The following is a 21977-nucleotide window of genomic DNA, read 5'->3' as shown; positions in this document are numbered from 1 at the left end:
CCAGCATCGAGTTGTCCAACATCCATCGACAACACGGGTTCAGCGCGAAGCTACCAAGGCGAGGGGGCGATCGCGACACGAAGCGACACTTCTCAGACCATCGGAACCCCCAAGATCCCACTCCCGATCCACTTAATGCCACTTGAATACCAATCATAGACCACCTAAGCTCCTCTCGTGACCGGCATCACGCCGTCTCGCCCGGTCGCCCGGGAGGCGCTCGCTTTTGAGATTCGCCTCCTCCCAGCACGAAAGCTTCCTTGAAAGACCCGATCGCAGCGACGTATCCCTGCGGCGTCGTATCGCCGTTTTTTTCCGAGGAGCATCGAATGAATCGAATTGCGCGCGCCTTGCGCGTCGGCTTGCTAGCCGCGGCGGCGGCGATCCTGTCGACCGCGGCCAAACCGGCCCCGCTTACCGTCTCGAACCCGGCCGCACCGGCCGCCGACACCCCCGTCAAAAGTCCCGCCGCCCTCACGGCACTGCTCGCAAGCAGCCTCGCGCTGCGCGTCGCCATCGACAACAATCACGCGAACGCGGCCGGCGTGCCCTGCGCCGATCTCGGCGCCGACGGCGCAGCCTGTGCCACCGGACACCTGATCCTCACGAATCAAGGCAACAAACCCATCTGGGCCGGCGGCTGGAAGCTCTATCTGCACAGCATTCGCCGGCTCCTCAAGCTCGACAATCCCAACTTCGCCCTGCAGCACTTGACGGGCGATCTGTACTCGCTCACGCCGCTGCCGGGCAAACTCTTCCTCGCACCGGGGCAAAGCGCGACGCTGCCGTTCGTGGCCGAGTACTGGTATCTGCGCTACAGCGATTTGCTGCCGCGCCCGTTCGTCGCCGTGGACGGCGCCGCGCCCGCGATCCTGACATTCGACGACACCGACGACGAAACCCGCTACGTCGTCTCGCTGCCGGCAGACGCACAGAGCAATTCGACGGGCAACGCACCGCCCGTCGCCGCGCAGCCGATCGCCTATCGCGCGTTGCCGAGCGTGAAGCGCGAAAGCACGCTCGGCGGCTCGCTCGCCCTGCACGGCGTGCAGTTCGACCTGGCGGGGCTCTCTCCGGGGCAGCTCGATGCATTGCGCGATCGCGCGCAAACACTCGGGCTAGACGATTCGCGCACGCCCGTCGTCGGCGTCGTGGCCCCGCAGCGCCTACCGGTCGACATCGCCATCCCGGGCGGCTACCGCCTCACGATCACGCCGCGCGGCGCATTCATCGAAGGCGACGATCCCGCCGGCGTCTACTACGGCGTCCAGACGCTGTTCTCGCTGGCGCCCGTCGGCGGCGGACGCATTCCGGCGATGCGCATCGAAGACGCGCCACGCTTCCCGTACCGAGGCATGCACGTCGACCTCGCGCGCAACTTCAAGCACCCGCCCACGTTGCGCCGCCTCATCGATCAAATGAGCGCGTACAAGCTCAACCGTCTACACCTGCATCTTTCCGACGATGAAGGCTGGCGTATCGAGATTCCCGGGTTGCCCGAGCTGACGCAAGTCGGCGGCCGTCGCTGCTTCGATCCGAGCGAGACGCATTGCCTCCTGCCCGAGCTGGCCTCCGGCCCCGAGAACCAATCGGGCGGCGGCTATCTCACGCGCGATCAGTTCGTCGAGTTGCTGCGCTACGCGGCCGACCATTTCGTCGAAGTGATCCCCGAAATCGACATGCCCGGCCACGCACGCGCAGCCGTGATGTCGATGGAGGCGCGCTATCGGCGCTTGCATGCCGAGGGCCGCGAACAGGAGGCGGGGCAGTACCGCCTACTCGATCCGCAAGACGCGACGAACGTCACCACGGTGCAGTTCTACGACCGCCATAGCGATATCAACCCGTGCGTGCCGGGCACGCTGAACTTCACCGCTAAAGTGATCCACGAGATTGCATCGATGTACGCGGATGCGCAGGTTCCGCTGCGCACCTGGCAATTCGGCGGCGACGAAGCGAAGAACATCTTCCTCGGCGGCGGCTTCCAGCCGCTTACCGGCACCGATCCGAATAAGGGCCGCGTCAACCTCGCCATCCAGGACAAGCCGTGGGCACGCTCGCCAGCCTGCATGGCACTCGTGCAACGAGGCGAAATCAAATCGATCGACGAATTGCCGACGCGGTTGGCCAAGCAAGTCAGCGCGCAAGTGGCCGCGAACGGGATCGATACGATGGGAGCGTGGGAGGACGGGCTGAGCGGTGCCAACGGCGCGTCGGACTTCTCCACGCGTCACGTCATCGCATCGATTTGGGATACGGTGTTCTGGGGCGCAGCCGATAGTGCACGCACCTATGGTGCGAAGGGATTCGAACCGGTGCTGGCGCTGCCGGACTATCTCTACTTCGACTTCCCCTACACGCTGAACCCGCATGAACGCGGCTATTACTGGGGCTCGCATGCGACCGACGAGTACAAGGTCTTCTCGTTCGCCCCGGAGAACCTGCCGCAAAATGCGGAAGTGTTCGGCGACCGCAACGGTGCGCCCTTCTCGGTCACGAGCACGGGCGACGCGCCTCGGATCCACGGCATGCAAGGACAAGCCTGGGGCGAAGTGATGCGCAACGATCGCTTGCTCGAGTACATGGTGTACCCGCGCTTGCTGGCGCTCGCGGAACGCGCGTGGCACGAGGCCGACTGGGAGCTGCCGTACACGGCCGGCGTGACGTACGAGCTGGGCGTCACGCATCATGTCGACGTGGCCGCCCTCAATCGCGATTGGGCCGGCTTTGCAACGGTCCTAAAAGCGCGCGAACTGCCGAAGCTCGCGCGCGCCGGCATCGGCTACCGTCAGCCGACATTCACGTTGACGGGAGAGTAGAGGTTGCCGAAAGCCTCGGCGAGCGACCGCCCAATCGCTCGTCCTGCGCCTCGTGCCAGCGTTCGAGCCAGGCTTCGAGCTGCTCCGGCGGCAACGGCCGGCTCAAATGAAAGCCTTGCGCGAGATCGCAGCGAAGATCCGCAAGCCGCTTCAAGGTGGCTTGCGTTTCCACGCCTTCCGCGACCACTTTGAGCCCCATGTTGTGCGCAAGGTCGATAGTCGAGCGAACGATCATCTCGTCGTCCCGGTTCTCGGTCATGCCCATGACGAACGATTTATCGATCTTCAACTCGTCCACCGGCATGCGCTTCAAATAGGACAACGACGAATAGCCGGTTCCGAAATCGTCGACGGCAAGGCGAATCCCCAAAGCATGCAATCGATCGAGCGTTTCGATGGCACGGTTCGGGTCGTCCATGATCGCGCTCTCGGTGATCTCGATCCACAACAGGTCGGCCGGCACATCGTATTTGCGCAGCAGCGCGGCGAACGTATCGGGCAGCGAAGATTGAATCAGCTCTCTCGCCGATACATTGACCGAGATGGCCAATTCGATGCCCGCCTCGCGCCAAGCCGCGCATTGCCGAATCGCCCTGTCGGCCACCCAATAGGAGATGGCTTTAATGTAGCCCGTCTGCTCGGCGAACGGGATAAATTGGTCGGGCGAGACGTAGCCGCGCGCCGGGTGATTCCATCGAACCAACGCTTCCACGTACTTCACCGTATGCGTCGAGAGATCGACCTTCGGTTGGTAAAACAGCAGCAGTTGATCCTGCTCGACCGCACGCCGCAGTTCGCTCATCAACGAGAGGCGCTCGGCGCTGCTGTTGTCGTGCTGCTCCTCATAACGCGCCACGCCCAAATTCGACCGCTTCGCGACATACATCGCGATGTCGGCACGCCGCAGCAGGACGTTCATGTCAGCACCGTTATCGGGGAACGTGACGATGCCGATGCTCGCGCCGACGTCGACGGGCTGTCCCTCGATCGAGATCGGCTGTTCGAGCGCCTTCAGTATCCGCACGGCGACGCGCTCGGTGCCGACGATATCGTCGTCGGGCAACAGCACGGCGAATTCGTCGCCACCCAAGCGGGCGACCAGACCGCAGTGGTGCGCCAGCGTCGCGCGCAACCGCTGCGCCACCTCGCACAACAGCAAATCGCCGATCGGATGGCCTAGCGTGTCGTTGACGTACTTGAATCGATCCAGGTCCATCATCATGACGCCGAACGCGCGCTGTTGCGGCAACGCTTCGGCAATACTCTGCTGCAGCCGGTCGCTGAACATGGCCCGATTCGGCAAGCCCGTCAGCCGATCCGTGTAGGCGAGTTCCGTGATCCGGTGCTCGCGCCGGGAGATGCCCTCTTGCATGCGGTTGAACGCCTGCGCAAGCTCGCCGATTTCGTCCTCGTGTTTGACCGCGATAGGCTCTGCGTAGTCGCCCGAGCCGACTCGGCGCGCAAAATGGATCAACGCCGCGATAGGCCGCGTCACGCTTCTCGCCGTGAGGATACTGCCCGCGATCGACAACAACACGCCGCACAACGTGATGGCCAGGAGCGCCGATTGCAGCCGATGAAACGGCGCGATCGCGGCCGTCAGCGAACGCTGAAGCACAACCACCACGGGCGCGCCTGTCGACGTCAGGGAGATCGCGCGCGTCGCGTAGCGATCGTCGACGCCATCGGCCGGTTTCGCGTGTGCGATCCGATTTGCCGGCAGCGTGCTGGCCAGCGTGAGCCAACGCCCGTCGGGCTGCCGCTCGAGAAAGGAAACGTCGAGCGACGTGAGGCTCGCCATTTCGCGCGCCATCCTGTCGTCGATCAAGAAACCCATCGCGACCCACGCCACGGGCAGCGGCGCTTTGACGGGCACCGCGACGAGTTGATACAGCCGACCGTCGATCACGCCGATCGCCGAGCGCTCGCGCCCATGCGTCGCGGTTCGCATCAACGCGTGAAACGGGAAGACTTCTTTCGTGCGCACGTAACCCCGGCTGTCGGCGATCGGCTTACCGTCGAGGTCGGCCAGGATCACGATATCGGCGTCGATGCGGCTACCATGGTTCCTCAGCGCCGACACGACCGTACTTTCGTGATGCGTGGCGACGGCCTCGCGGAAGCCGAAATCGGCCGCGACGACCGTGGCCGCCTGCATCAGCTTCTCGCCGTTCGTGCGCAGCACTTCCCGAAAGACGCGTTCGGCGACGGCAAGCTGCTGTTCGGCGTTGCTCACGGCATTGCGCTCGATCACCGAGCTGATCACGACATACGCCGCCGCTTGCGCGGCCAACATCAGCAGCACCACCACAAAGGCGATCCTCGTGCGCAGGCTTTTGAATCGCATAGCGCTCACCTATTCGCTGTCGAGTTGCAGCGCGAACGACGCCGGCGCGCCGCCCCCGGCCGTCACGTCTTGCGACGGGGGGTGCTCGGGTTCGGCCATCCGATAGTGCCAAACCGTCAGCCGATAGGCGCCGTCTCGAACGTTCTCGATCGACGCTTGCCCTTGTGCATCCGTCTTCGCAAACCAAGGCGTATCGACGACCAGCAAGTACGCGATCATTTGATCGTGAATGTTGCAACCCATGACCACGAGGCCCGGCTTGTCGAAGACGACGGGCCGCGCCGGGATCCCGTGATAAAGGTGCAGTTCGAACCGCTTCGCCGGCGAGAACGAATAGACGTCGTGCTCGATATTGTCGCGGTTCGGAAAGGAAACCGCGGTGCCTGCCTGCACGACCGATACCAACGGGACGAAGCGCCGCTTGATTTGATCGATGACGGCTTGCGGCCGTTTGCCCGACGTCGCTTTGGTTTTGGCTGCGGCGTGTGCGTCGACCGGCGCGGCATAGACGACGGCATCGGGCACCGGTGCCCCCGCTTGGTCGACCACCGACACGCGCAACCGCTCCGCGCACGCGCTAGCGACGTGCAGGTAGCCGATGGCGGCGAACAGTCCGGCGAGCCACGCTCGCATCCAAATGCACATATCGTTCCCCCGGGGCAGGCGACGCACATTGGCGCCCTCCGCCTTACTGCGCGACCGCTCCCTCGCTAGGGGCGATCTTGAATATCGCGAGCCATCGGCATGAGCTTGGCCAGCAGTTTGTTCTGAGCATCGACCGGGATGTGGTTCTTCTGCATCGCCAGCTTTAAATCTTCGATACCCGCGGCAAATGCTTTGCCGTCGATGCCCAACCCCTCGTGCGCGCGTTTCATCGAGCGGCCCGTATAGACGCAGGGCCCGCCCATTAGCGCGCAAAATTGCTGGTTGAGCAGCTTCTCGATACGGGGAATCGACGCGCCGTCGAAAAACGATTTCGTCCGCGGATCGTCGAGCATCCGATCGTAGAAATCGTCGATCACGTGCTCGATGCCCGCTTTACCGCCGAATTGCCGATAAAGCGAATCATCGGCGAATGCAGGCACCGAGAAAGTCGCCACGAGCGCTGCGACCGCCAGCGCACCAGGAATACATAAACGGGCAAGCGTGAGCATGGGAGCATCTCGCTAAAAAATGGGCGTCGGCGTCTTACGCACGGCGGCGCACTGAAATGTCGTCCGGCGCGACGTTTCAAAAAGGGTGTTCCTGGCCTACCGGCGGCCTCGTATCGGTAACGGAAACGGCACGCCGCTGCTTTGTCGCGCTTTCGTGACGGTGTTGTTATGCGACTTGGCTACGGCGGTAAAGCGCGGTCGATACTGAATCGAGCCAATTGGCGCTATCTAAGATAGAACGACTTGCGCCTATCCGGCGTTCTTTTGCGTTATCGGCCGTGCACCGATTGTCTTGAAGACGGGGAAAGCCCTGAATCGGCCATTCTGGAGCAGGCACGCGGCACGCGGCGCGCGGCCGTGGGTCCGAAAGCGCTATGTCGGACTGGCAGGGAGGGCGACCGATTGTGCCAATCGACCCGCACTTCTCCACCACCGGATCGATTAAGAGCTTAGTTAATTTCGGCAGACAACACCGCCTTGCGGCTTTACGTGCGGAGGGCCCGGCCGAATGAGAACCCCGGACTTAGTTCGCCCCCGCCTTCATCTGCTTCAAATGCTTATAGACGGTCGCCCGCCCCATCCCCAAGACGTTCGCCACATAGTTGGCCGCACTCTTTCCGCGAAACGCGCCTTCCGCATAAAGCGCCTCGACGATCTCGCGCCGATGCTCGCGCGTGAGCCCGTTCAAGCCCAATTGCCGCTCTTGCAGCCACGCATGCAAAAAAGTATTGATGCGCTCCTGCCAATCGTCGCGGAACAATTCCTCGGGCTGCGCCACCACGCCCGCGCCCTTGATGAACAAGTCGAGCGTCGAGCGCACGTCCTCGAATACGGCAATGTTGAAGTTGATGCACATCATGCCGGCGGGCTTGCCTTCGTCGTCGAACAGGACATTGCTCACGCAGCGCATCCGGCGCCCATCCCAATTGAGCTTTTCGTACGGGCCGATAACACGTTCCCGGGCAGCTCGATCGATCTCCTCGAGTGCCGAATCGTCGCCGATCTCGCGCTTGGACAAGTTGTTCGCGAGATAGAGCACCGTCTGATCGTGTAGATCGTGGATCACGACTTCGGCATAGGGAAAGAACAGCGCGGCGATACTGTCCGCGATCGGCGCGTAGCGGGACAGCAGCAAGTCTGTAACGGGGGACGGTTTCTTCTTGCGCATCGTCATGGAAGCGAGTTCGAACGGTAGCCGCCGTCTCGGGGCGAGACGGGCGGCGCTGCGTCATTGTAGCGACTGCTTATCGCCCAAATGCCGATAGAGCGCGTGAGCGATGGCGACATCCTCTAGACCGAGACCGATCGACCGGAAGAACGCGTGCCGCTCATAGGCCGGCGTCTCGCATGCTCCGGTGACGAGGTCGGGCAAATCGCCCACGATCCGCTCCGGCGACCACCCGTGCTGCACGGCGAGCTTCATCTCGCCCGCGCTGGCCGGCGTCGTCTTCCGATAATCGCAGTAGACATCCATGTCGAGCAGCCAGGCCGGCTCGATCTCGTGGGCATTCGCGACGTTCGTGCTGATCGACGTGACGAGGGCGGGCTTCGTCAGCCACTCGCGCTTCAGCACCGGGCGACCTGAAGACGTGCAAAGCATGACGACATCGGCATCCTCGACGCAGGCCTCGATGCTTGCGCAGGCCACGGCTCGCTCATGCGCCGCGGACACGGCGGCGCGTTTGGTTTCGTCGCGCACGAGGTCCGGGGAAAACACCCGAATCGATTGCCAAGGCCTTAACGCCGCCGCGTGCCGCAGGTGGGCGAGGCCGACCGCCCCCGTGCCGATCAACGCGAGCCGCGTGGCATTGCTGCGCGCCAGCCGATCGACGGCGACGGCGGTCGTGGCCGCCGTGCGCTCGACCGTTAGCAAGCCGGCGTCGCACAGCAGCAGCGGATGGCCCGTTTCCATCGACATGAGCGTCGTCCATGCCGTGACGATCGGCCGGGCGCCCGTCACCAAATAAGGCGACAGCTTGGCACCGAAAACCTTCTCCTCGGCCAACGCACCCAGATAGGTAATGAAATCCCCCGCATCGCGCGGGAACAAGGTGAGCGTTTGCGGCGGTTGCACGGCTTGTTCGACGGCCAGCGCGCGAAACATCGCGCTAAGCGCACCTTGGATGTCGAGCGCGGGCAGCACCTCGCGAATCGTCTGCTCATCGACGACGAGCGGCAAAGCAGGTTTCATGACTTTCCTCTCCGGAATTTCGGCGACTAGACCGATTGATCCAAAATAGTCTATATTGGACTCGTAGTCTACATGATACGACGCCGTCTCGTCTTCCATCGCCGCCGCCGTATCGGTCATCCACGACAGGAATCTCCGCCATGAAGCTGAAGCCCACTCTGCTAGCCGCCGTCCTCGCCGTCGTCGCTGTGACGGCCGGCACCGCATTCGCGCAGTCGTCCGACACCTTGCGTTTCGGCATCGAGGCCGCGTACCCCCCATTCGAAAGCAAGACGCCGTCGGGCGCGCTCGTCGGGTTCGATATCGATGTGGGCAACGCGATGTGCGCGAAGATGAAAGTGAAATGCGTGTGGGTCGAAAACGCGTTCGACGGGTTGATCCCGGCGCTGCAGGCGCGCAAGTTCGACGTGATCAATTCCGCGATGAACATCACCCAAAAGCGCAAGGAAAGCATCGCGTTCACGCGGCCGATCTATGTCGTTCCGATCGTCATGATCGCCAAGCGCGGCTCGGGCCTGCTGCCCGATACGAAGCGCCTGCAGGGCAAGCACGTGGGCGTGTTGCAGGGCTCGTCGCAGGAAGACTTCCTGAAGAAGCACTGGGCGGGCGCCGGTGTGGACGTGGTGTCGTATCAGGACCAAGATCAGGTCTATGCGGATCTCGCCTCGGGGCGCCTCGACGCCGCGGTGCAAGAAGCGCAGACGGCGCAAGAGGGATTTCTCGATAAGCCCAGCGGCGCCGGGTTCGACATCGTCGGCGAACCGCTGCGGGATCCATCGACGCTCGGCGAGGGCACGGGCTTCGGCTTGCGCAAGAGCGACACGGCCTTGCTCGCGAAGGTCAACGCGGCCCTCGATGCACTAAAGCGAGACGGCACGCTCTCGCAGCTTTCGCAAAAGTACTTCAAGCGCGACATCATCGCTAAATAACGCGGTGCCGGGATTGCCCCGGCATCGCGCATCGGAAGGCATGGACGCCATGGATTTTGACGTCGTTGTGTTGGGCGCGGGGATCGTCGGCGTGTCGGCGGCCGTGCATCTGCAAGCGCGCGGCCGCCGGGTCGCCTTGATCGACCGACGTTCGCCCGGCGAGGAAACGAGCTTCGGCAATGCGGGACTGATCGAACGCTCCTCGGTCGTGCCGTACGGCTTTCCGCGCGATCTCGGCACGCTCTTTCGCTACGCTCGCAATCGTTCGACCGACCTGTACTGGGACTACAAAGCGTTGCCCGGCTACGCGGCTTGGCTCGCTCGATTCTGGTGGGAATCGGCGCCGCGCCGGCTCGATGGCGCCGCGCGCGATATGTTGCCGTTGATTAGTCGATCGGTCGCCGAGCACGACGCGCTCATCGCGCGCGCGGGGCTCGCCGAACTCGTCCATGCGCGAGGATGGATGGAAGCGTTTCGCACGCCGCGCGCGTTCGCGCACGCAGCGGAAGATGCGCGGAAGGCCGCCGCCGAACACGGCCTACGCGCCGACGTTCTCGACGGTGCCGCACTTCGCGCTCGCGAGCCGGCTATCGGCGCCGATATCTGCGGCGCGATCCATTGGGTGGATCCGAAGAGCGTGCTCGACCCGAGCGCGCTCGTCAAAGGCTATGCCGCGCTGTTCGAATGCGACGGCGGCCGCATCCTGATCGGCGAGGCGGCGACGTTGCGGGCTTCGGATCGCACGTGGACCGTGCGAACGGAGCACGGCGCGATCGATGCGAAGGAGGTCGTCGTGGCGCTCGGCCCGTGGTCCGATCTCGTCTTCGAACCGCTGGGGTATCGCATCCCGCTACGCGCGAAGCGCGGATACCACATGCATTACCGCCCAGCGCGGCCGATACTGTCGATGCCCGTGGTCGACAGCGAACGCGGCTACGTCTTGGCCCCCATGCGCGGCAACCGGTTGCGGCTCACGACGGGCGTCGAGATCGCCAAGCGAAACGCGCCGCCCACGTCGATCCAACTGGATCGCGTCGAGCCGCTGGCGCGCGAGACGTTCGGGATCGGCGAGCGTGTCGATCGGGAACCCTGGCTCGGGATGCGTCCGTGCACGCCCGATATGCGCCCGGTCATCGGACCGGCCATGCGGCATCGCGGTTTGTGGTTCGCGTTCGGCCACAATCACCACGGGCTGACGCTCGGCCCCGTCACCGGGCGGTTGCTCGCGGAAATGATGACGGGGGAAGCGCCTTTCACCGATCCGGCGCCGTATCGTCCCGACCGGTTTCGCTGAGGGCGCGTTCGGCGCTCGCACCTGTGCCGCTATTCGTCGTTATGGCCTACCGTCTCGGCGGCGTTCGCGTCGGCGGATGGGTTGTCCGTGTGACTGTCGGGGCGACTATCGCATGGCCGCGAGGCTCGGTCTTCGATTCGCGTCAGCACGCAGTCGGCTTCCGCCCCCGTCTTGACGTTCTTGCCGTATCCCGCGACACGGATTTCCTGCGGGGCCTCCCATGTCACGCGAAGGCCCACGTCGCCGTCGAACGCATAGTCGCCGAGCTTCGCGCCTTGCCCGGAAGCCTGCGCCTTCCACTCGGCCAATTGCAGCGAGGCACCGTAGTCCGCAGTCATGGAGGAGACGGAAAATCCGAGCAGCTTGGGGTATGGCTCATTGCCGCGCCAGCTCAGCGACCAGCCCCGTTCATCCAAGTTGAGGACGCCCGTGCCTTCGGGCCAAGTCAAATTGCCCAGCGTCCTCGAAGCATGGAGGTCGCACGCGCCTAGCCGCGGCGCCCCGGCGTCCAATTCGAGCGTCACATCGACATCGCACGGCCATCCGTCGATGACTGTCGGGCGAACCAAGGTAGCACTGGCGATCGTACCGGCGCCTTCGTACGAGCCTCTCACGCTCAGCGCCGTGATATCCAACGGCCCGAGCTTGACGGGCTTCGTCGACGTCACGCCCACAAGCTTGCGCCGCCAAAAGCCCCAGCCGAGGAGTTCGTATTCGGCCCGGCTACCTGCCGGAAAGGTGACGCCTTGTAGAACGAGCGGCGTTTTCGACGCAGTGACGATGACGCTCGAGCCCGGCTTGCCGAAAAGATCGATAGCGGGGCCTTTAACGAACGGATAGGCGATCTGCGCGATCCAAAAGAGCAACGTATAGCCGAATCGTCTATCGAACGACAACTTGCGCCGCAAGATGAGCGGCAAAAACACAAAGAAGACGAGCGTGATCCCTGCCCAGATCAGTTCGAACGTCGCGAGGTCGACCAAGAGTTCGGCCGCCTCGCTATCGTCTCCGTAGCCCGCCATGCAAAGGCCCGAGGCCAGGCAAAGCGGGATGAAACACGCGGCTTGATATCTACGCTTCATTTTTGGATGCGCGAAAAAGAACAGCCGCGTCGTGTTCGCGCGGCTGGCCCTCGGACGCTTATTGTTGATTGAGGCGATTCTAATCGAGCGCGGGAAATCGGTCGATTTTGAAACCAGCATGCTTTCTACGGCGCGGGCCAGACCAATTAGTCGCCTATCCGTGCGACCGTTAAATGCAACGGATGCTCGGGCCTAAGCGTCACCTGCCAAACGGGACGCGGCGCCGCCATCCCTTCGGAAACGGATAACTCGAAGCGCTGCAACACCATGGCGGCAATCGCCGTCATCTCGGCCATCGCCAAATGTTGCCCGAGGCACACGCGCGGCCCCGTCCCGAACGGCATGTACGCCCCGCGCGGCAGCTCGGGCGCATCCGGTGCAAAGCGCTCCGGGCAGAACGCTTCCGGCTCGGGGAACCACCGTGGATCGCGATGCATTAAATAAACGGGCAGCATGAAGAGCGTGCGGGCGGGTAATTGCCATCCCCCCAGGTTCAACGGCGTCTTGCAGCGCCGGCTGATGAGCACCGGTGCGACGGGATAGAGCCGCATCGTCTCCTTGATCGTCTGCGTCAGATAACCCAACGAGGCCAGTGCCTGCGCCGTCGGCGCCCCGCCTTGCAACACGCGCCGCACCTCCTCGCGAGCGGCGCTTTGCACCGCCGGATTCGACGCCATGCACCAAGCCCACCAGTTCAGCGTCGCCGCCGTCGTTTCGTGTCCGGCGAGGAACGTGGTCATGCATTCGTCGCGCACGGCCTGCAATGGCCACGCCGATGGGTCTTCTTCGTGCAGACGAAGCAGACGGCCGAGCAAATCGTCGGGCCTGCGATCGAGCGGCATACCCAACCGCGCCTGCAGATGCCGTTCGACCAAGCGGTTCAGATCGGCAAGCGCTTGGCGTTTCGCACGTTTCCACGGCATCCAGTCGGGCCAGCTGGCCGGCCAATAGAACTCGCCGTTCGCCGCCGCGCTCGTCACGCGGATCGCCTGTTCGGCCACGTGCGCATCGCCGCCCACGCCGCTCGAAAACGTCATCCGCAAGATGACTTCCATCGCGAGCGACGTCAGCGCGCTCTCGATCGGCCAAAGCGCCTCGCTCTCGGCGGCGGGCCAACGCGCGAGCGCTTCGTCGACGGCCACGGCGATGGTCGGCGAAAAGGCTTGCACCGCCTTCGGAGAAAAATTCGGCTGCAGCGTGTGCCGCTTGGCTCGCCATGCCTCGCGCTCGGCAATCAGCACGCTGTTGCCGTGGATTTGCGCGAATACGTCGATGGCGCGCTCCCAGCGCACGAGCGCATCGTGGTGCGTCACGAGCAACTCGCGCACGAGTTCGGGATCGGCCACGATAACGTCATGCTCGGGCCATAGGCGCAGATGCACGACATCGCCGAACTGGCGTTGCCATTCGGCCAGCGTCCCGAGGATGTCGCGCGACATCCGCCTTAGGTGGCGCCAACCCGTGAAACTACGCGGCCCGGGCGGCCATACGCCAGCGGGATGCTGCTGCGGCGCCGGCGGTGCAGCATCGCGGTGAAAGGGGCAACGGGTCGCGGAGGGCGAGTTCATAGGCGTCGATCGGTTTCGTGTGAAAGTGTCCTGAGTCGCGCTTCACAGCGTGTCGTGGTTCGTTTCGCATCATTGGCGATCGGCACGTCCGTGTCTTGAACGCAAACGACATCGACAGACAGGCGGCCCCTTGCCTATACTCGGCGCTCATGCTCCCTGCCGCTACGCGAACCCAGCCGCCCCCGTGCCCCGATCCCTCGATGCGCGCACCGCTCGCATCGATCGACGGACGGCGTCCGCATTCGCGGCTTTACCTCGCACCGCCCGGTTTGCAAGGCGCGATGCTCGCCCTCGTCTGCCGCGATACGACGGGCTTCGCGCTCACCGACGCGCAGCGCCTTTCGCACTTTCCCGCCTCGCCGCTCGTCTGCCTGTCATGGTTCGATGGGGTCGACGCGGGGATCGTCGAATGCAACGCGGGACATACCGTCTGGCGCCCCTACGAGTCGGCATTCATGCTGTCGGGTAGCCAAGCGCGACCGATGGTCAGTTGGGGGCGCGAGAGCGGCCGCGGCGGCATGATCTGTTTCGAGGCCGATGCGGCGCGGGCGCTATTCGATCTCGACCTCAGCGCGATTCAAGATCGCATCGTGCCGGCCGAACCGCTCCTGGGACCCGCCTGGCAGCCCTTTCTCGACGCGCTCCTCGCCGCCGATAGCGATGCGATGGCGCTCTGCGTGTTGGAGCGGCATCTGGCCGCGCGCTGGCGCGCACTCACGGGCCGCGATTCGGTCCTCGCGCCGCTGCGCGAAGCGGGGCGCTATTGGGTCGAGCGCCTGGCTTGGCAAGCGCACGAATGGCGCCGCACGCACGGCTCCCGACAGGTCGAGCGACGCATCAAGGCGTACAGCGGACGCTCATTGCGCGAGTGGCAATCGCTCGTCAAGACCGAAAGCCTGTTCTTCAGCGCACGCGATCGCTTCGAGTCGGGGCAAGCTTTGGATTGGGCGGCGCTGGCGCAAGACGAAGGCTTTGCCGATCAGGCGCACCTAAGCCGCGCGGTGAAACGCACCACGGGTTTTTCGCCGAGCGAGTTCACGCAGCGTTTCCTCGAAGACGAATCGTTCTGGGCGTATCGACTCTGGGTGTGACGCGGGCATACCGAGCGCCCTCGCCCGGCGATCGAAGCGACGCGCCTTGCTCGCCGCCCTTGCCTTTCGCTAAGCCGTTTCCGGCGCCGTATCGTCTTCGTCCTCGTCCTGGTCCAGCAACGCCGGCAGTTGCGTCTGCAACCAAGCCACGACGGCGCCCGTCTTCGCCGGCACCCGGCGCGATGCCGGATAGATCGCGTGCACGGGCAAGTCGGGCAGCCGATGATCGGGCAGCACGGGCACGAGTTGCCCCGTCGCCCACTCGTTTCGGCACACCGGCCGGTGCAACACGCCAATCCCATTGCCCGCGAGCAATGCGGCAAGCAACGGCCGCCAATGATTGCAGCGCCAGGCCGAACGCACCGGCGCCGTCACGGGGGCACCGTCCGGCCCGTCGAGATGGAGCTTGCCGTCTCGCGCGAGACCGTCGATATGGATGAAAGGGTGGGCGCCGAGCGCAGCGGCCGATGCCGGTACGCCGGCCCGGGCCAAATAGGCGGGCGAAGCCAACAGCGCTCGGCGTACTCGCCCGAGCGGACGAGCGACGAAGCCGCCTTCGCCTAACCGGCCGACGCGGATCGACACATCGACACCCTCGATGACGGGATCGACGAAACGATCGTTCAGGATCAAATCGATCGACAACTCCGGGTGCCGTTGCTGCAGCGTCGCCAGCAGCGGCGGCACGAGCCATTCGCCGAGCGCGTGCGGGGCGGCCACACGCAGCGTGCCGCGCAACTGGCGACTGAACGTCGCCACGCTCGCGGCCGCCTCGTCGGCCGCTTCGATTGCCGTTTTCGCGCGCGCGTAGAACATCGCGCCGACATCGGTCACGTTGACGGAACGCGTATTGCGGTCGAGCAAACGCGCGCCCAAGTGCCGTTCGAGCTGGCGCAGCCGCTCGCTGACGGCGGGTTGCCCCAACCCGAGATCGCGGCCGGCGGCGGAGAGCCCGCCGCATTCGACGACGCGCACGAACACGCGCATGGCAAGAAGAAGATCCATGCGCGCAATTTATCAAATTATTCGATGAGCATCATCATGCCGAGGCCCGTTCACCTCGCGTCGAATCACCGCGAATATGGCGACTCCTCTTTCTACAGATCGGAGAATGCGATGAATGAAACGATAGTTCGTCATACGGCCGCGGCGCCCGAGGCCACGGGGCACGCCCTGCTTGCGGGGCGTCATGTGATGGTGGTCGGCGGTACTTCCGGCATCGGGCTGGCGGTGGCTCGGCACGTTGCGCACGAGGGCGCGGAAGTCACGCTCGTCGGGCGCGATGCGGAGCGCTTGCGACGAGCGGCCGACGAGATCGGCGGCGCTCGACAATGCATCGGCGATTTGCACGACAGTGCATCGTTCACGGCGCTGTTCGACGCGCTGCCCGATATCGATCACTTGGTGATCACAGCCGGCACCGCATCGCTGAAGACGCTGCGCGAGAGTACGCCCGACGATCTGCGCCGGGCCGTCGAGGAACGGCTGGTCGGGCCGCTATCGATCGTGCGCGCGGCCCTGGACCGGCTGCGCCCGACGGGCTCCATCGTGCTGACTTCCGGGTTGCTGGCCGAGCGGCCCATTCGCACCGGGGCGATCCTAGCGGGTACCGTGGCGGCGATCGAAGCGATCGTGCGCTCGCTCGCCCTCGAACTCGCGCCGATTCGCGTGAATGCCGTATCGCCCGGGCTCGTCGATACGCCGCTGCTCGATAGCTTCTTCGGCGACACCAAGACCGAGGCCCTGGCAACGGCCGCCGCGGCGCTGCCGACGGGGCGTATCGGGCGTCCCGACGACATCGCACAGGCGGTCGGTTTGCTACTTGCCGGTGGCTTCATCACGGGCGAGGTCCTGCATGTGGACGGTGGCGGACGGCTGGTGTAACGATGGCCTGGACGGGTTCGGGCGTTCGCACCGTTTGTCCGCAACGGGGCGACGGCCGGCCAATCGGCGCCCGCAGCAGATGCCCTATGACGTTCGATCGCGCCGAGGGGGCGAGCGCTTGCGGTTACTCCGGCTCGTGACAGCAAACGCAGATCTTGTTGCCCTCGGGATCGCGGAAGTACGCCCCGTAGTAGTCGGGGTGATATTGAGGTCTTAGCCCGGGCGCGCCCTCGCATGTGCCGCCGTTCGCGAGTGCGCTGTGGTAAGCGTCGTCGACAGCCTGGCGGCTGGCCGCCAGCAAACCCACCATCTGCCCGTTCCCGGCTTGCGCGGCATGGCCGTCGTACGGCCGGTTGACGACGAATAGCGGCCGGGGCTGATCCTTTGGCTTCCAGCCGGCCCAATGTTCGCTCTCGCAAAATTTCAGTTCGTGCCCCAACGCGGCCATGATGGGCGAGTAAAAGGCAAAGGCGCGATCGAACTCGTTCACGCCGACGCATACGTGTGAAATCATCGTCTTCTTCCTCGAAGTGAAACGGTGAAGGCGACGCCAATCATAGGGTGGATGCGGCGGGGACTGCAATCGCCCGGCGACGCGCGCCGTTCGCCCTCGACCGATCGCCCGAGGGCTGCAAACGCTTGCGCATCGGTCAGGCCTCGCCAGTCATTGCCACGATGGTTTCTAGCACGCTGCGCACACCCGCCGGCAACCGCCTTTCGCGCATCGTCGTGACCTGCAGCACTCTCTGGTTCAGGATCGGCTCGTCGATCGGCCTCCATACGAGCGACAACTCGGTCATCATTCCTTTTAGCGCGACCGAACTGCCCAGCGTAATCGCCCCCGTCAGCGCGGCAAACGCATGCAGCGCCGCCGAATTGTTGCTGCTCAATATCGGTTCGATCCTGACTGCTCGGGTCGAACAGCACAAATCGAACAATTGCCGAACCGTCGTTCCGCGCTCGAGCAGCGCGAGCGGAAAGCGCTGCAGATCCGCGAGCGTCAGGCTCGCGTGCGACGCGAGTGGGTGATCGGCGCTAAGCAGCGCACGCACCGGCATCTGAACCGAATGCGCGACATGCAGTGGCGAATGACTGTCGCTAGAGAACGCGACGCCAATATCGACCTCGCCCATCGACACCCAATGTTCCACTTGCGCCGGCGTACCCGAGCGCAGCACGTAGCGCGCGCCCGGCACCGTCTGACGATGGCGAGCAAGCGCGGCGGGCAGCAGCGAGCGCGTGAAGCCCTCGGTACAGCCGATCCGCACAAGAGCGCCCCCTACCGCCTCGCCGGCCGAGATTTCGCCGAGCACGGCCTGTGCTTCGAGCAGCGTGCGCCGCGCGTGCTCGGCTAGCCGTTCCCCCGCCTCGGTCAACACCATCCCTCGCGGCAGCCGCTCGAATAGCGGTGCGCCAACGTCCCGTTCGAGCTTGCTGATTTGGCGGCTGATTGCCGACACCGCGATATGCAAGTTCTCCGAGGCAGCCGCCAGCGAGCCTGTGCGCGCGACTTCGACGAAGTACCCCAAAGCGATTCCATGCAGCATAAGGCGATCCTTGTTGCATTGCCGTTTCGGCAAGCCTAATCCAAAAAATTGAAATTGCTGCGAATTTTTGGCGTTCATAAGCTGGTCTCATCAGCCAGCCCAGGTCACGCCCTTCACGCCATGACAGCCAGCCCCTCAACCGATCTTGCTCAAGCACGCCAAGCGGCGATCGATCGCGCCCATGCGGTCTACGATTCGGGGCAGTTCCTCGACGATCTTGCACGACGCATCGCATTTCGCACCGAAAGTCAGAACGACGCGCAGGCCGCGGCACTGCGCGCCTACCTCGCCGAAGAAATCGCGCCGACGCTCTCGCGGCTCGGTTTTACGAGCCGAATCGTCGCGAACGGCGTCGCCGAGCGCGTGCCGTTCTTGATCGCGGAGCGAATCGAAGATCCTGCGTTGCCGACAGTGCTGACCTACGGGCACGGCGACGTCGTGCGCGGCTACGACGACCAATGGCGCGCGAGCCTCGCGCCGTGGCGCGTCACGGTGCAAAAGGATCGCTGGTACGGCCGCGGCAGCGCCGACAACAAAGGCCAACATTCGATCAACTTCGCGGCGCTAGGCGCCGTGCTCGACGCGCGCGGCGGCAAGCTCGGCTACAACGTCAAAGTCATCTTCGAAATGGGCGAGGAAATCGGCTCGCCCGGGCTCGACGAAATCTGCGCAGCCGAGCGCGAAGCGCTCGCGGCGGATGTCTTCATCGCCTCCGACGGCCCGCGTGTGAGCGCGGAACGTCCGACCGTCTTCCTCGGCTCGCGGGGCGGCGTGAACTTCGATTTGACCGTCGATCTGCGCGAAGGCGCGCACCACTCGGGCAATTGGGGCGGCGTGCTGCGCAACCCGGCGATCGTGCTCGCGCACGCGATCGCATGCCTTGTCGACCGCCGCGGCGCGATCGCCGTCGATGGGCTACGCCCGCCACCGATATCCGATGCGGTGCGCCGTGCGCTCGCCGACATCGAACTCGGCGGCGACGAAAACGCCCCGGCCATCGATCCCGAGTGGGGCGAGCCCGGCATCACGCCGACCGAGCGCGTCATCGCATGGAATTCGCTCGAAGTTCTGGCGTTCAAAGCCGGCAACCCCGATGCCCCCGTCAACGCGATCCCGCCTGTCGCGCGCGCCACGTGCCAACTGCGTTTCGTCGTCGGCACCGATAGCGCGCGTGCCGCCGAACATCTGACCGCGCATTTGGTGCGTCATGGTTTTTCGGATGTGCAAGTGTCCGTCACGCGCACGGCCGCCGCGACACGCCTCGACCCGGAAGACCCGTGGGTCGATTGGGTGCTGGCATCGATCGCAACGACGTCCGGTAAAAAGCCGGCGTTGCTGCCGAACCTGGGCGGCACCGTTCCGAACGACGTGTTCGCCGACACACTCGGGCTCCCCACGCTGTGGGTCCCGCATTCCTACCCCGCCTGCTCACAGCATGCGCCGAACGAACATCTGCTCGGCTCCGTCGCACGCGAGGCGCTCGGCGTGATGGCGGGCATTTGGTGGGATCTAGGCGAAGACGCCCGGCGCATCGCGGCCGCGCGTCGCGCACGCGGCGAAGCCTGCACCCCTGCATCGGCGACGAAGACCGCCTTTGCCGCCGCCGCGCTCAGTCACTGAGTTCGAACGTTCGGGCGCTTCGACGCCCGAATCCCTATCGCTCGCCCACCGATCGAGGATCCCGATGAGTCCCCGTCCTTCTTCGGGCTCCCCGGCACGCAAGCCGCCGAGCCTTGTACAAATCGTCGTCGCGACCTCGGCCGGCAATGCGCTGGAATGGTTCGACATTGCGATTTACGGCTTTTTCGCGCTCTACATCGGCAAGCACTTTTTCCCCACGACGAATCAGACCGCTTCGTTGCTGCTCACGTTCGGGACGTTCGGCGCGTCGTACCTCGTGCGGCCGATCGGCGGCGTCGTGCTCGGTGCCTATGCCGACAAACATGGACGCAAAGCGGCCTTGGTGATGTCCGTTAGCCTCATGATGATCGGCACGGCGCTCGTCGCGTTCATGCCGACGTATGCGAGCATCGGGATCGCCGCCCCGCTGGGGGTTTTTGCGGCGCGCTTGATTCAGGGGTTCTCGGCGGGAGGCGAGTTCGGGGCATCGACCGCCATGCTGATCGAACATGCGCCGCATCGGCGCGGCTTTCTCGCGAGCTGGCAGTTCGCCACGCAGGGGCTCTCGACGCTGATGGCCGCGACGTGCGGCTTTGCGCTGGCAAAGGGGCTGTCTCATGAGGCGTTGGCGTCGTGGGGATGGCGGGTGCCGTTTTTTATCGGCTTATTGATCGGTCCGGTGGGCTTGTACTTGCGGCGCTTTCTCGAAGATGCGCCGGACTTCACCGAGGCCGTGCGCACCGAGACGCCGGTTCGCGACGTGTTCCGCTCGCAAAAACGGATGGTGCTCGTGGCAACCGGTGCGCTTGCCGTGTCGACATCGGTCAACTATCTGCTGCAGTACCTGCCGACCTTTGCGATTCGAGAATTGCATTTGCCCGCATCGACGAGCTTCGCGGCGACGATGTTGGGTGGGGTCATTCTGACGTGCGTGACACCGGTGGCGGGACACTTGTCGGACCGTATCGGGCGGCTCTTGCAGATGACCGCCGTGGGGTTGCTGCTGACCGTTACCGTCTATCCGGCGTTTGCCTACACCATCGCGCATCTTTCCACTGTGACGCTGTTTGCGCTCGTGGCGTGGCTCGCGTTGCTGAAGTCGATCTATTTCGGCGCGTTGCCCGCATTGATGTCGGAGATCTTTCCGACGGCCACACGCTCGACGGGCATGTCCGTCGCGTACAACATCGGCGTGACCGTGTTCGGCGGATTTACGCCGACGGTCGTCACCTGGCTCATTAGCGCGACGGCGAATCGAAGTGCGCCGAGCTTCTATTTGATGATGACCGCGATGATCAGCCTGGCGGCGCTGGCGTCGGCTAGCAAGGTGAGGCACGGGACCGTGCAACGGCGCGTCGCGGCGTAGCGGGGCAGTGAGGGCGTCGGGGTATTGGGCGGCGCGGCTCGTTTTAATGCATCCTATCGCCTCGCCGATATCGCTACGAGATCCGCCCCCCATGACAACCTACGCTTTTCGCTTGCTGAATGTATTCGCCGAATCGACGTTCGGCGGTAATCCGCTTTGCGTCTTCGAAGATGCGCGCGGGATGGACGACGCGACGATGCAAGCGCTCGCGATCCAATTCAATCTATCCGAGACGACGTTCGTCCTTCCCTCGGATAAAGCGCATGCGCGTGTGCGCATTTTTACAACCGGCTATGAGATGCGTTTCGCCGGACATCCGACGCTTGGAACAGCGCAAGTGGTTCGCGATGTCTTGAAGACGGGTGACGACCTCACGCTCGAGTTCAAAGCAGGCATCGTTCCGGTGCGGGCGAACGCAGAGGTGTGGACGTTCGTGGCTCCGCATACGGGTGCCCCCAAGACTTCCGCCTGTGCGTTATCCGATGGGCAGGTCGCATCGTTGTTGGGCCTTGATGAAGAGGACTTGTTGACGTCGCCGATGTGGGTCGATACCGGTGCGGATCAACTGCTCGTTGCGCTCAAGAGCGTCGATGCCGTGCGGCGCGCTCGGCTAGACGCTGCGCGGCTGGACCAATGGCCGCAAAGCAGCCTCGGCAGGAGAACCGCCTACCTGTTCGCCTTCGATCCGGCCGACGAGGGGAAGGTGGTGTCTCGCTATTTCTTTGCACAGCCGGACGGTGGCGTGTCGGAAGACCCGGGCACGGGTTCGGCTTGCGCAAACCTGGGCGGATGGCTGCAGGCCCAGAAGCGCGATTTGCCGGTGAACTTGCAGGTCGCGCAGGGCGAAGCGGTCGGCCGGCCTTGCCTCCTGCGCCTTTCGGTCGACGTCGGTGGCGCGATCAGCGTGGGGGGCCGTGTGATCGAGTTGGGGCGCGGGGTAGTGGATGTGTGAGGCGATGCTAGGAAGGGAAGCCCGGATGTGATCTTCCCGATCGGGAAGATCGACGCGGAACGTGAACGACGTCGTTTCGTCGATCGCAAAGGCCGCTCAAGCTGCACACGCGCATTGCGTCGTCGGCATAGTT

Annotated in this window: 18 protein-coding genes; 8 read left to right on the top strand and 10 right to left on the bottom strand. The window is 64.4% G+C overall.

Features of this window, described 5'->3' with window-relative positions; all coding sequences use genetic code 11:
• The first annotated feature begins 329 nt into the window (after positions 1-329).
• Positions 330-2819 carry a family 20 glycosylhydrolase gene (locus tag ACTHN9_RS18160; RefSeq protein WP_440538160.1) on the top strand — a complete coding sequence of 830 codons (2490 nt, stop codon included), beginning with the start codon at positions 330-332 and terminating at the stop codon, positions 2817-2819.
• On the opposite strand, the gene ACTHN9_RS18155 is transcribed toward ACTHN9_RS18160, so the two are convergent.
• The 5 genes from ACTHN9_RS18155 to ACTHN9_RS18135 all read right to left on the bottom strand — a co-directional run bounded on the left by ACTHN9_RS18155 (position 2800) and on the right by ACTHN9_RS18135 (position 8511).
• Positions 2800-5166, bottom strand: coding sequence for a putative bifunctional diguanylate cyclase/phosphodiesterase (locus ACTHN9_RS18155; RefSeq protein WP_440538159.1), 2367 nt, complete (start codon positions 5164-5166; stop codon positions 2800-2802). The two genes, ACTHN9_RS18160 and ACTHN9_RS18155, sit on opposite strands and share 20 nt — an antisense overlap.
• A gap of 9 nt (positions 5167-5175) precedes the next feature.
• On the bottom strand, positions 5176-5799 hold the full coding sequence (locus ACTHN9_RS18150) for a methylamine utilization protein (RefSeq protein WP_440538158.1): 624 nt from the start codon (positions 5797-5799) through the stop codon (positions 5176-5178).
• Between the two features lie 77 nt (positions 5800-5876).
• Positions 5877-6320, bottom strand: a complete 444-nt coding sequence (locus ACTHN9_RS18145; protein WP_440538157.1) for a group I truncated hemoglobin — start codon at positions 6318-6320, stop codon at positions 5877-5879.
• A gap of 523 nt (positions 6321-6843) precedes the next feature.
• On the bottom strand, positions 6844-7488 hold the full coding sequence (locus ACTHN9_RS18140) for a helix-turn-helix transcriptional regulator (protein ID WP_440538231.1): 645 nt from the start codon (positions 7486-7488) through the stop codon (positions 6844-6846).
• Between the two features lie 60 nt (positions 7489-7548).
• Positions 7549-8511, bottom strand: coding sequence for an ornithine cyclodeaminase family protein (locus ACTHN9_RS18135; RefSeq protein WP_440538156.1), 963 nt, complete (start codon positions 8509-8511; stop codon positions 7549-7551).
• Between the two features lie 140 nt (positions 8512-8651).
• On the opposite strand from ACTHN9_RS18135, the gene ACTHN9_RS18130 reads away from it, so the two are divergent.
• Entirely contained in the window at positions 8652-9440 is a 789-nt protein-coding gene (locus ACTHN9_RS18130; RefSeq protein ID WP_440538155.1) for an ABC transporter substrate-binding protein, read from the top strand.
• A 49-nt stretch (positions 9441-9489) separates the two neighbouring features.
• A complete protein-coding gene (locus ACTHN9_RS18125; protein ID WP_440538154.1) occupies positions 9490-10734 on the top strand; it encodes an NAD(P)/FAD-dependent oxidoreductase in 1245 nt (414 codons plus the stop codon).
• Positions 10735-10763: 29 nt separating this feature from the next.
• Here ACTHN9_RS18125 and ACTHN9_RS18120 read toward each other — a convergent pair whose 3' ends face one another.
• The gene (locus ACTHN9_RS18120; RefSeq protein ID WP_440538153.1) at positions 10764-11816 is read right to left on the bottom strand and encodes a hypothetical protein; all 1053 of its coding nucleotides are present in this window, start codon (positions 11814-11816) and stop codon (positions 10764-10766) included.
• A 146-nt stretch (positions 11817-11962) separates the two neighbouring features.
• Positions 11963-13384 carry a cytochrome P450 gene (locus ACTHN9_RS18115; protein WP_440538152.1) on the bottom strand — a complete coding sequence of 474 codons (1422 nt, stop codon included), beginning with the start codon at positions 13382-13384 and terminating at the stop codon, positions 11963-11965.
• Positions 13385-13584: 200 nt separating this feature from the next.
• Here ACTHN9_RS18115 and ACTHN9_RS18110 point away from each other — a divergent pair, with 200 nt between their 5' ends.
• Positions 13585-14475 (top strand): helix-turn-helix domain-containing protein, encoded by an 891-nt coding sequence (locus ACTHN9_RS18110; protein WP_440538151.1) that lies wholly within the window; start codon positions 13585-13587, stop codon positions 14473-14475.
• Between the two features lie 69 nt (positions 14476-14544).
• Here the strand turns inward: ACTHN9_RS18110 and ACTHN9_RS18105 are convergent, their stop codons facing one another.
• Positions 14545-15480: a LysR substrate-binding domain-containing protein gene (locus tag ACTHN9_RS18105; protein ID WP_440538150.1), complete on the bottom strand. Its 936-nt coding sequence runs from the start codon at positions 15478-15480 to the stop codon at positions 14545-14547.
• Positions 15481-15591: 111 nt separating this feature from the next.
• On the opposite strand from ACTHN9_RS18105, the gene ACTHN9_RS18100 reads away from it, so the two are divergent.
• Complete coding sequence (locus ACTHN9_RS18100) at positions 15592-16359, top strand: SDR family oxidoreductase (protein WP_440538149.1); 768 nt, start codon at positions 15592-15594, stop codon at positions 16357-16359.
• A 124-nt stretch (positions 16360-16483) separates the two neighbouring features.
• Here ACTHN9_RS18100 and ACTHN9_RS18095 read toward each other — a convergent pair whose 3' ends face one another.
• Together ACTHN9_RS18095 and ACTHN9_RS18090 are read right to left on the bottom strand one after the other, a co-directional pair.
• Complete coding sequence (locus ACTHN9_RS18095; protein WP_440538148.1) at positions 16484-16873, bottom strand: VOC family protein; 390 nt, start codon at positions 16871-16873, stop codon at positions 16484-16486.
• A gap of 136 nt (positions 16874-17009) precedes the next feature.
• Complete coding sequence (locus ACTHN9_RS18090; protein ID WP_440538147.1) at positions 17010-17906, bottom strand: LysR family transcriptional regulator; 897 nt, start codon at positions 17904-17906, stop codon at positions 17010-17012.
• Between the two features lie 120 nt (positions 17907-18026).
• On the opposite strand from ACTHN9_RS18090, the gene ACTHN9_RS18085 reads away from it, so the two are divergent.
• The 3 genes from ACTHN9_RS18085 (at position 18027) to ACTHN9_RS18075 (ending at position 21844) form a co-directional block, all read left to right on the top strand.
• Positions 18027-19526, top strand: coding sequence for a M20 family metallopeptidase (locus ACTHN9_RS18085; protein ID WP_440538146.1), 1500 nt, complete (start codon positions 18027-18029; stop codon positions 19524-19526).
• Positions 19527-19590: 64 nt separating this feature from the next.
• Entirely contained in the window at positions 19591-20892 is a 1302-nt protein-coding gene (locus ACTHN9_RS18080; RefSeq protein WP_440538145.1) for an MFS transporter, read from the top strand.
• 91 nt (positions 20893-20983) lie between these two features.
• The gene (locus tag ACTHN9_RS18075; protein WP_440538144.1) at positions 20984-21844 is read left to right on the top strand and encodes a PhzF family phenazine biosynthesis protein; all 861 of its coding nucleotides are present in this window, start codon (positions 20984-20986) and stop codon (positions 21842-21844) included.
• Positions 21845-21977: the final 133 nt, after the last annotated feature.

This window comes from Trinickia sp. (assembly GCF_051953405.1).
GTDB lineage: Bacteria > Pseudomonadota > Gammaproteobacteria > Burkholderiales > Burkholderiaceae > Trinickia.
The sequence above is the reverse complement of the archived record's forward strand: the minus strand, read 5'-3'. Positions and strand labels throughout refer to the sequence as shown.